Below are 10,119 nucleotides of genomic sequence, written 5' to 3'. Positions count from 1 at the left end.
TGCCGGGACGCCGAGAACGTCGTCGCGCAGGCGCCGACCGGCGGCATGGACCAGTCCGCGGCACTGCGCTGCACGCCGGCCCACGCGCTGCTGCTCGACTGCCGCGACGGCTCCACGCAGCAGGTTCCCTTCGACCTTCCCGCCCACGGGTTGGTGCTGCTCGTGATGGACACCCGTGCCCGGCACGCCCTCGTCGACGGGCAGTACGCCGCGAGGCGGCAGTCCTGCGAGCGGGCCGCCCACGACCTGGGCGTGAGCAGCCTGCGCGAGGTGCCGGCCGACTCGCTCGACCGTGCGCTCCCCCGGTTGGACGATGACGTGACCCGCCGGCGTGCCCGCCACGTCGTCACCGAGATCCAGCGTGTGCGCGACACGGTCACGGCCCTGCGTGCCGACGACTTCGCCGCTGTCGGTGTGCTGTTCGACGAGTCGCACGCATCGATGCGCGACGACTTCGAGATCTCCAGTGCAGAGCTGGATCTCGCCGTCGAGACCGCTCGGAGACACGGCGCGCTCGGCTCGCGCATGACGGGCGGTGGTTTCGGCGGCTCGGCGATCGCCGTCGTGCCCGCGGATCGGGTCGCGGTGGTGACCGAAGCGGTGACAGAGGCGTTCGCCGACGCGGATTTCCGTGCACCCCAGTGCTTCCCGGTGCAGGCTGCGGGGCCGGCCCGGCGCGACGGCTGACCCGGTCGACACCGGCCAAGACGCCGGATCGCACGTTCGTGGGGCGGTCGGCTCGTCGGGTCAGGCCGGTTCGGCGACCCAGCGCATCGGGTCTCCCCAGCCCAGGTCGGTGACGCCGGCCCGGTCGAGCGCGAGCGCCACCAGGGTGCGGCGATGGGCGGCGAAGGTCAGCACGTGGGCGATCATCCCGCCATACGTGAACACCTCCGCCGGTTCGCACAGGGCGTCGACGAAGGTGTCGTCGAGGCGGTTGCCGTCGACGACCTCGCGCACGTGCGCCAGGTAGGTCGGCCCGTCCTGCGCCAGCCTGCGCCGCATCGAGGTGACGCTCTCGTGCTCCTCGAGCGACCAGTCGTAGTCGCGGCTCGCCAGCGCGGCGTTCCACATCGCCATCTGGCCGACCAGCCGGGACAGCAAGGACCGCAACGTCTGCCGGTCTTCGTCCACCGAGACCTCGATCGGCGCGTCCAGCTGCTCATCGCTCAATGTCGCCGCGCGAGAGACCATCTCGCCGACGAGCCAGACGTGGTGCTCGACCATCTTGGTCAACAGGTCCATGGAGCTCACCTTCGTTCGTGCAGGCAGCCGCAGGCTGCCGGGTGGATGGAAGTGCACGTCGCTGGGCGCCTCGAGCTGGGTGCGGGTCGGGTGCAGCCGCCAGGCGGCCGGCCCGATCCCGTACGCCCGGGTGAACGCGCGGGTGAACGCCTCGTGTGAGGTGTAGCCCGCCTCGACGGCGACGTCGAGGATGGTCCGCCGGGTCGTGATGAGCCGGTATGCCGCCCGCTCCAGCAGGATGCGTCGGCGAAACCTCGCCGGCGGCTCACCGCAGACGCCCGAGACGACCCGGTCGAGGTGGAACCGCGACAGGTGCAGACGGGCCGCGAGATCCGCGCCGTCGGCGTCGTGGTCGTCCAGCGCCGCGGCGAGGACGTCCACGAAGGCGGTGAAGGTGTCGCTGCCTGGTGTCATGGCACGATCATCGGGCGGGCGCGCGCGCCGGGCTTGATCGATCTTGCGCACCAGGGCCGTCGGTAGGGGCCGGCTCTCCGGCCGGCGGGGACAACTCGTCGATCAGGGGGATGAGGTCGGCGACCGAGTCGACCACCCGCGTCGGCCGGAAGGGGAATCGCTCGACCTGCTCCGCGCGCGTGGACCCGGTGAGCACGAGGACGGTGCGCAGTCCGGCCTCGAGGCCGCTGATGACATCCGTGTCCATGCGGTCGCCGACCATGACCGTCGTCTCGGAGTGGGCCGAGATCTGGTTGAGCGCGCTGCGCATCATCAACGGGTTGGGCTTGCCCACGAAGTAGGGGTCCACCTGGGTCGCGCGGCTGATCAGCGCGGCGACGGCGCCGGTGGCCGGCAGCGAGCCCGCCGGCGAGGGGCCTGACGGATCCGGGTTGGTGGCGATGAACCGCGCACCGCCCTCGACCAGCCGGATCGCGCGGGTGATCGCCTCGAACGAGTAGGTCCGTGTCTCTCCGAGCACGACGTAGTCGGGGTTGCGGTCGGTCATCGTGTAGCCCATGTCGTGCAGCGCCGTGATGAGGCCAGCCTCCCCGACCACGAACGCGCTGCCTCCGGGGCGCTGCTCCTCGAGGAACTGCGCAGTCGCCAGTGCCGAGGTCCAGATGGCCTCCTCCGGGATGTCGATCCCGCTGGCGGACAACCGGGCGCGCAGGTCGCGCGGTGTGTAGATCGAGTTGTTGGTGAGCACCAGGAAGCGTCGGCCTATCTCCATGAGCCGCCCGATGAACTCGGGCGCGCCGTCGATCGCCCGGTCCTCGCGCACGAGCACGCCGTCCATGTCGGTCAGCCAGCACTCCACCGGCCTGCGGTTCGTCATGGCCCCATCCTGCACCGTCCGGCCCCGGAACGGCCCGCTCAGTGCAGCTCGTAGTCGACCAGCACGGCGGCGTGGTCGCTCCACCGCTGCGCGTAGCTGTCGGCCCGACCCACCGACGTGGCCGTCACCAGCTGGGCGAGCGGCTCGGTCGCGAGCTGGTAGTCGATGCGCCACCCCGTGTCGTTGTCGAAGGCCTTGCCTCGCCAGGACCACCACGTGTAGGGGCCCTCGACGTCGCCGGCCGACCGACGGGTGACGTCGACCCAGCCCGCGCCGAGCCACCCATCGAGGTAGGCCTGCTCCTGCGGCAGGAACCCGGACCTGCCCAGGTTGCCCTTCCAGTTCTTCAGGTCGACCTGCCGGTGGGCCACGTTGAGGTCACCGGTCACCACCGTGAGCCGCCCGTCCGACCCGAGCTGCTTCATCCGCGAGCTCATCGCCTCGAGGAAGGCGTACTTCTCGTCCTGGCGCCCGGTCCCGGCCTCCCCGGTGTGGACGTAGACGGACACGAGGGTGACGACGACCCCGCCGAGACTGACGTCGGCCTCGACCCAGCGCCCGCAGTCGGAGAAGCCGAGGTCGTCGAGCTCGCGTTGGACGCGGGTCGGTGACCGTGGGGTCAGCACCGCGACCCCGGCCCGGCCGGCCGACGAGCACGCCGCGTGCGTCACCTGCCAGTCCTGGAACGCACTGCCATGCAACGCCTTCGCGAGCTGCTCGTCGCTCGCGCGCACCTCCTGCAGGCAGAGGGCGTCGGGTCGCGCCTCGGCCAGCCAGTCGAGCCCACCGCGACGCACTGCGGCCCGGATTCCGTTGACGTTCGCACTGATGAGCCGCATGGCGCCATTGTCCCGATCCCACTGCCACCGAGGGCCGCCGGGGTGCGGCTATCGTCGCGGGATGGCCGAACCGACAACTCCCCAGCGCACCGAAGCCGACTCGAAGGTGGAGGAGACCACGACGAAGGAGCCTGCGCCGCCGGCTCCGGCCGACGATCTGGTGACCACCCGGCATACCCTCAAGGTCGGTCGCCGGACGTTCCGCTACAGCGCCACCGCCGGCCGCCTCGTGCTGCGCGACGAGGTCTACGAGGACGGCGTCTTCCGCGGCCACAGGCCCAAGGCAGAGGTCTTCGTCACCTCCTACGTCCTCGAGGGCGAGGGCGCCAAGGACGCGACGAAGCGGCCCGTGACCTTCGCCTTCAACGGTGGTCCGGGGTCGGCATCGGTCTGGCTGCACCTCGGCCTGCTCGGCCCGCGTCGAGTGGTGATGGGTGATGTCGGTGAATTGGCTGCTCCCCCATACGGGCTCGTCGACAACGCCGAGTCACTGCTGGCCGTGAGTGACCTCGTCTTCATCGATCCGGTGTCAACCGGGTACTCACGTGCGGTCGAGGGCGGCAAGCCCGCCGACTACCACGGCTACCAGCCCGACATCGAGTCCGTGGCCGAGGTGATCCGGCTGTGGACCACGCGCAACGGACGGTGGATGTCGCCCAAGCTGCTGGCCGGCGAGTCCTACGGCACGCTGCGCGCCGCGGCCCTGGCCGAGCGACTGCAGAGCCGCTACGGCCTCTACCTCAACGGGCTCATGCTGATCTCGAGCGTCCTCGACATCGGCACCATCGACTTCTGGGACAACAACGACCAGGCGTGCGTCAACTACCTGCCCACCTATGCCGCCATCGCGCACTACCACGGCAAGCACGGGCGCAAGGCGCTACGCACGGTCCTCACCGAGGCCGAGGCGTATGCCGACCGCGACTACCCGTGGGTGCTGTCGCGTGGCAACCGGCTCACCGCCGAGGAGCGCGCGGAGGCGATCTCGACGCTGGCGCGCCTGACCGGGCTCTCCGAGGACTACGTCGACCGGGCGGACCTGCGGATCGAGCACTGGCGCTACTTCACCGAGCTGTTGCGCGTCGAGGGCCGCGTGGTCGGACGCCTGGACGGGCGGTTCAGCGGGCCCGCTGCCAGCCGGATCGCCGAGAACATGGAGGCCGACTGCTCGATGGACGCACTGGTGGGGCCGTTTGCCGCGGCCTGGGGGCACTACGTCCACGACGAGCTCGGCTACGCCAGCAACCTGCCCTACGAGCTGTCGAGCGAGAGGGTGCACCCCTGGTCCTTCAAGGAGTTCGAGGGGAAGTCGGTCGACGTGCGGGCCAAGCTCGAGCGGGCGATGCGCGCCAACCCGCACCTGCTCGTGCACGTCGCCTACGGCTACTACGACGGGGCAACGCCGCATCGAGGAGCGGAGGAGGTGCTGGCGCACCTGAAGATCCCCCCGCAGTTGCAGTCGAACATCGAGCACGCCTACTACGAGGCCGGCCACATGATGTACGTGCACCAGCCGTCACGCGTGCGTCAGTCCGCCGATCTGGCCGAGTTCGTCCGTCGGGCCTGCCACCAGGTGTGACTCGCCAGTGCCCCGGTCACCCCGCCGTGCTCAGCTCGCACCGCGGTTGACCCGCCCCCGAGCGGCGTGGCGCGAGCAAGGACAGGGAGCTCAGCCGAGGGCGGCGATGGCGGCGTCGTAGTCGGGCTCCTGGCCGATCTCGGGGACCACCTCGGTGTAGGTCACCGTGCCGTCCACGTCGAGCACGATGACGACCCGTGCCAGGAGGCCGCGCATCGCCCCGTCGGCCATCGTCACGCCATACTTCTCGCCGAAGTCCGAGCGGAAGTCGGACCCGACCACGACGTCATCGATGCCCTCGGCGCCGCAGAAGCGCGCCTGGGCGAAGGGCAGGTCCTTGGACACGCAGACGACCGTGGTGTTGTCGAGGCTCGCGGCGAGCTCGTTGAAGCGGCGCACGCTCGCCGCGCAGACCCCGGTGTCGATGCTGGGGAAGATGTTGAGGACGGTGCGACCCGTGACGTCCGCGGACGAGACCTCGCCGAGGTCCGTGCCGGTGAGGGTGTAGTCCGGCGCCTTGGTCCCGATGGCAGGCGGCTCGCCAACGGTGCGGACGGGGGATCCCTTGAGTGCGGTAGTAGCCATGGGTCATTTCTACACGGTGCGCTCAGGGCTGCGTTAGCGTGGCCCGGTCGCGGTAACATCAAGGGAACTTGAGGTCGAGGTGTGGACAAGAGCAACCTGTTGTCGATCGGCGAGGTGGCCAGGCGCGCCGGCGTGGCCCCGTCGGCCCTGCGCTACTACGAGACGTTGGGCCTGATCAGCAGCACGCGCACGGCTGCCGACCGCCGCCGTTACGAACGCGCGGTGGTGCGGCGCATCGCGGTCATCCGGGCGGCACAGCGGGTCGGGCTGAGCCTGCACGAGATCACCGAGGCCTTCCGCGACCTCGACCCGCACCGGGCACCGAACAAGGCCGAGTGGAGCCGCATCTCGCGCAGGTGGCGTCCGCTCCTCGAGCAGCGGATCGCCGACCTGGAGAAGCTCCGCGACGACCTGACGGGGTGCATCGGCTGCGGTTGCCTGTCCCTGAAGAGCTGCAGGCTCTACAACCCCGACGACGTCCTCGGCACCGAGGGCTCGGGCTCACGCCGCCTCTTTCCCGACGACGGCTTCACGACGGACCCCGCATGACTCTCGCCTCTGCGATCAGAGCCCGAGCCGGTCCACCGCAGCCGTTCGATAGCCTGAGCGCCACCAGCAATCACCCCGCTCGACCACCCGACGCACAGGAGTAAGCCGCTCATGGCCAAGATCATCTACACGCTCACCGACGAAGCGCCGATGCTGGCGACCTACTCCTTCCTGCCCGTCGTCCAGTCCTTCGCGGCCACGGCCGGCGTCGACGTGGAGACCCGCGACATCTCCCTCGCCGCTCGCATCATCGCCGCGTTCGGCGACCGCCTGCCGCAGGACCAGCGGGTGGGCGACTCGCTCGCCGAGCTGGGGCAGCTGGCCACCACGCCGGAGGCCAACATCATCAAGCTGCCCAACATCTCCGCATCGCTCCCCCAGCTCAAGGCCGCGATCGCCGAGCTCCAGGGCCAGGGCGTCGAGCTTCCGGACTACCCGGACGAGCCGACGACCGACGAGGAGCGCGACACCCACGCCCGCTACGACAGCGTCAAGGGCAGTGCGGTCAACCCGGTGCTGCGCGAAGGCAACTCGGACCGTCGCGCCCCCGCCGCCGTGAAGAACTACGCGCGCAAGCACCCCCACTCGATGGGTGCGTGGAGCAAGGACTCGCGCACCGACGTCGCCACCATGGACGCCGACGACTTCCGGCACAACGAGCAGTCCGTCGTCCTTCCCCAGGACGACACCCTGACCGTCCAGCTCGTCGCCGACTCGGGCACCACCGTGCTCAAGGAGATCCCCGTCCTGCAGGGCGAGGTCGTCGACGCCACCGTGATGCGCGCCGCCGCCCTCGAGGCGTTCCTCAAGGACCAGGTCGCGCGCGCCAAGGCCGACGACGTGCTCTTCTCGGTGCACCTGAAGGCGACGATGATGAAGGTCTCCGACCCGCTCATCTTCGGCCACGTCGTCCGTGCCTTCCTGCCTGAGGTCTTCACGCAGTATGGCGAGCAGCTGGCCGCCGCCGGGCTGTCCCCCAGCAACGGGCTGGGCTCGATCATCGCGGGCCTGGACTCGCTGCCGGCAGACGTGCGCGACGGCGTCCGGTCGGCGATCGACAAGGGGTTGGCCGACGGCCCGAAGCTGGCGATGGTCAACTCCGACAAGGGAATCACCAACCTCCACGTGCCGAGCGACGTCATCATCGACGCCTCGATGCCGGCGATGATCCGGACCTCCGGTCACATGTGGGGCCCGGACGGCGAGGAACACGACACGCTCGCCGTCATTCCCGACAGCTGCTACGCGGGCGTCTACCAGGCCGTCATCGACGACTGCAGGGAGCACGGCGCCTTCGACCCCACGACGATGGGTTCGGTGCCCAACGTCGGCCTGATGGCGCAGCAGGCGGAGGAGTACGGGAGCCACGACAAGACCTTCGAGATCCACGAGTCGGGCCGCGTCCAGGTGGTCGACAGCGCGGGCGAGGTGCTGATGGAGCACGAGGTCGCGCCCGGTGACATCTGGCGTGCGTGCCAGACCAAGGACGCCCCGGTGCGCGACTGGGTCAAGCTGGCCGTGACCCGGGCGCGGGAGTCACAGACCCCGGCGATCTTCTGGCTCGACCCGGAGCGGGCACACGACGCCAACCTCACTGACAAGGTCAAGACCTACCTCGCCGACCACGACACCGAGGGCCTCGACATCAGCATCATGTCGCCGGTCGAGGCCACCAAGCTGTCGGTCGAGCGCATCCGCCGCGGCGAGGACACCATCTCGGTGACCGGCAACGTGCTGCGCGACTACAACACCGACCTGTTCCCGATCCTCGAGCTGGGCACCAGCGCCAAGATGCTGTCGGTCGTCCCGCTGATGGCAGGCGGCGGACTGTTCGAGACGGGTGCCGGCGGGTCCGCGCCCAAGCACGTCCAGCAGCTGCTGGCGGAGGATTACCTGCGCTGGGACAGCCTGGGCGAGTTCCTCGCGCTGGCCGAGAGCTTCCGTCACGAGGCGAGCGCCGGCAACGCGCACGCGCGCGTCCTCGGAGACGCCCTCGACCGCGCCACCGAGACGCTGCTCAGCGAGAACAAGTCACCGGCGCGCAAGGTGGGCCAGATCGACAACCGCGGCAGCCACTTCTACCTGGCGCTCTACTGGGCCCAGGAGCTCGCCGCACAGACCGCCGACCCCCAGCTCGCCGAGGCGTTCACCCCGCTGGCTGCGGCGCTGGCCCGGGACGAGGACCGGATCAACGAAGAGCTGATCAGCGTCCAGGGCCATCCGGCCGACATCGGCGGCTACTACCGCCCCGACCCCGACAAGGCCGCCGAGGTCATGCGCCCCTCGGCGACCCTGAACGCAGCGCTGGCCACGATCTCCTCCTGACCCCGCTCGGGGTGCCGAGGGCGGTCAGGACGGCACCGCGTCAGGATCGGTGTGCCGTGTCCGGCGCCACCCGGTCGTCGAGGCCCTCGAACCAGGTCGTGCCGGTGAACTCGAGCGCCCGGTCGAGCTTGAACCGAGAGCTGGTCGACAGCTCCGGCAGGCCGGACAGGTCGAACCACGCGACCTCGAGCGACTCGTCGTCGGCCACGTGCGCCAACCCGCTCACGTAGCGGCACCGGAAGGTCAGGTCGAGGTACTGCGCCCGGTCGCCGCCCGGGTAGACCACCGGCGGCTGCACGTGGGTGCTGGTCAGCGCCTCGACGGCTGCCACGACACCGGTCTCCTCGAGGATCTCGCGCAGGACGCCGGTGGCGGGCTGCTCGCCGGGCTCGAGAATGCCGCTCGGCAGCGACCAACCCCCGGTGTCCGCGCGACGGCCGAGCAGCAACCGGTCGCCGTCGAGCACGACGCCGGTTGCGCCCGACATCGGCAGCAGGTCGTGCCCGATCTTCGAGCGCAACCGCAGGACAAAGTCTGGGACGGGCATGGCCCCGACGCTATCGGCCGACGGCGCACGCCCCTCCCGGACACCCATCGTCGGGTGGCGGGAGGGGCGTGCCGGAGGCGGTCATGCGGCGAGGTCGAGCGACTCCCGGGGGTGCTGCCGCACCAGGACGACGATCATCACCAGGGTGAGCGCCAGCAGGCCCGCCGAGGCCAGGAAGGCCTGGTCGGCCCCGACCGCGAACGCGTGGTGAGCCTGGGCCACCGCACCGGCACCGGGTAGGGCCTGGGCCCCGCGGCTCGCGCTGCCGAAGACGGTCACGAGCACGGCCAGACCGAGCGAACCGCCGACTTGCTGCATGGCGTTCATCAGGCCGGACGCGGCGCCGGACTGCTGTGCAGGCACCCCGGAGAGCCCCACACTGGTGAGCGGCACGAAGGCCGCACCGTTGCCAGCACCGAACAGGATGAGCGGACCGAGCACGTCGAGGTAGGAGTCACCGGCCCCGAGGCGGGAGAGCCACAGCATGCTGAGCGTGGAGAGCGCGAGACCGGCCAGGATCACCCGTCGCGGGCCGAACCGCTCCACCCACACGCGCGCGCTGAACTGTGCGGAGGTGAACAGCGCCACCGTGACCGGCAGGAACGCCATACCGGTCGTCAACGGCCCGTAGCCGAGCACGTCCTGCAGGAACAGGGTGAGGAAGAAGAACATCCCTGTCATCCCGGCCACGAGCAGGAGCCGGCCGATGTAGGCCCCGGCGCGCCCGCGGTCGGCGAACAGGCCGAGCGGCACGACCGGCATCGCGGCACGCCGCTCGATCAGCACGAACGCCGCCATGAGCACGGCGCCCAAGGCGAACGAGGCGAGTGTTGTCGTGCTCTGCCAGCCGTCCGAGGCCGCGTGGACGAAGCCGTAGACGAGGGCCGTCATCCCGACGGTCGAGCTGATCGCGCCACCGAGGTCGAAGCGACCGGCGGCCCGCGCGCTGTTGCGCACCACGACGAGGGCGGCGACGAGCAGGCCGAGGCCGACGGGCACGTTGACGAACATCACCCAGCGCCAGGACGTCCACTGGACGAGCATGCCGCCCGCGACCAGGCCGATGGCGGCGCCGCCGACCGAGGCCGCGCTGTAGAGCCCGAGGGCCCGGGTGCGCTCACGCCCCTCCGGGAACTCCGAGGCCAGCAGCGCGAGGACG

Annotated in this window: 10 protein-coding genes; 4 read left to right on the top strand and 6 right to left on the bottom strand. The window is 70.5% G+C overall.

The features are described 5' to 3' along the window. On the top strand, nucleotides 1-687 hold a 687-nt coding region (locus FRW57_RS11585), incomplete at its 5' end, for a galactokinase (RefSeq protein ID WP_420853246.1). A 60-nt stretch (nucleotides 688-747) separates the two neighbouring features. Here FRW57_RS11585 and FRW57_RS11580 read toward each other — a convergent pair. From FRW57_RS11580 to FRW57_RS11570, 3 genes are read right to left on the bottom strand one after another with little or no spacing between them, the layout of a single operon-like run. Further along, on the bottom strand, nucleotides 748-1,659 hold the full coding sequence (locus tag FRW57_RS11580) for a helix-turn-helix domain-containing protein (protein WP_137119789.1): 912 nt from the start codon (nucleotides 1,657-1,659) through the stop codon (nucleotides 748-750). Between the two features lie 7 nt (nucleotides 1,660-1,666). Beyond that, a complete protein-coding gene (locus FRW57_RS11575; RefSeq protein WP_152186047.1) occupies nucleotides 1,667-2,536 on the bottom strand; it encodes an HAD-IIA family hydrolase in 870 nt (289 codons plus the stop codon). A gap of 38 nt (nucleotides 2,537-2,574) precedes the next feature. Continuing rightward, nucleotides 2,575-3,375: an exodeoxyribonuclease III gene (locus tag FRW57_RS11570; protein WP_137119791.1), complete on the bottom strand. Its 801-nt coding sequence runs from the start codon at nucleotides 3,373-3,375 to the stop codon at nucleotides 2,575-2,577. 61 nt (nucleotides 3,376-3,436) lie between these two features. Here FRW57_RS11570 and FRW57_RS11565 point away from each other — a divergent pair, with 61 nt between their 5' ends. Further along, entirely contained in the window at nucleotides 3,437-4,954 is a 1,518-nt protein-coding gene (locus tag FRW57_RS11565) for a S10 family peptidase (protein ID WP_152186046.1), read from the top strand. A 90-nt stretch (nucleotides 4,955-5,044) separates the two neighbouring features. Here FRW57_RS11565 and tpx read toward each other — a convergent pair whose 3' ends face one another. Then, on the bottom strand, nucleotides 5,045-5,539 hold the full coding sequence (tpx, locus tag FRW57_RS11560; RefSeq protein WP_152186045.1) for a thiol peroxidase: 495 nt from the start codon (nucleotides 5,537-5,539) through the stop codon (nucleotides 5,045-5,047). Nucleotides 5,540-5,620: 81 nt separating this feature from the next. Here tpx and soxR point away from each other — a divergent pair, with 81 nt between their 5' ends. Continuing rightward, entirely contained in the window at nucleotides 5,621-6,088 is a 468-nt protein-coding gene (gene soxR, locus FRW57_RS11555; RefSeq protein ID WP_202911341.1) for a redox-sensitive transcriptional activator SoxR, read from the top strand. Nucleotides 6,089-6,199: 111 nt separating this feature from the next. After that, nucleotides 6,200-8,413 (top strand): NADP-dependent isocitrate dehydrogenase, encoded by a 2,214-nt coding sequence (locus tag FRW57_RS11550; protein ID WP_152186044.1) that lies wholly within the window; start codon nucleotides 6,200-6,202, stop codon nucleotides 8,411-8,413. A 40-nt stretch (nucleotides 8,414-8,453) separates the two neighbouring features. Here the strand turns inward: FRW57_RS11550 and FRW57_RS11545 are convergent, their stop codons facing one another. After that, on the bottom strand, nucleotides 8,454-8,960 hold the full coding sequence (locus FRW57_RS11545; RefSeq protein ID WP_137119795.1) for an NUDIX hydrolase: 507 nt from the start codon (nucleotides 8,958-8,960) through the stop codon (nucleotides 8,454-8,456). Between the two features lie 81 nt (nucleotides 8,961-9,041). After that, nucleotides 9,042-10,119, bottom strand: a 1,078-nt coding sequence (locus FRW57_RS11540) for an MFS transporter (RefSeq protein ID WP_152186043.1), incomplete at its 5' end; no start/stop codon positions are given.

Source organism: Segeticoccus rhizosphaerae (assembly GCF_009192725.1).
GTDB classification, from domain to species: Bacteria; Actinomycetota; Actinomycetes; order Actinomycetales; family Dermatophilaceae; genus Segeticoccus; species Segeticoccus rhizosphaerae.
This window is presented reverse-complemented; position numbering and strand designations above follow the sequence as displayed.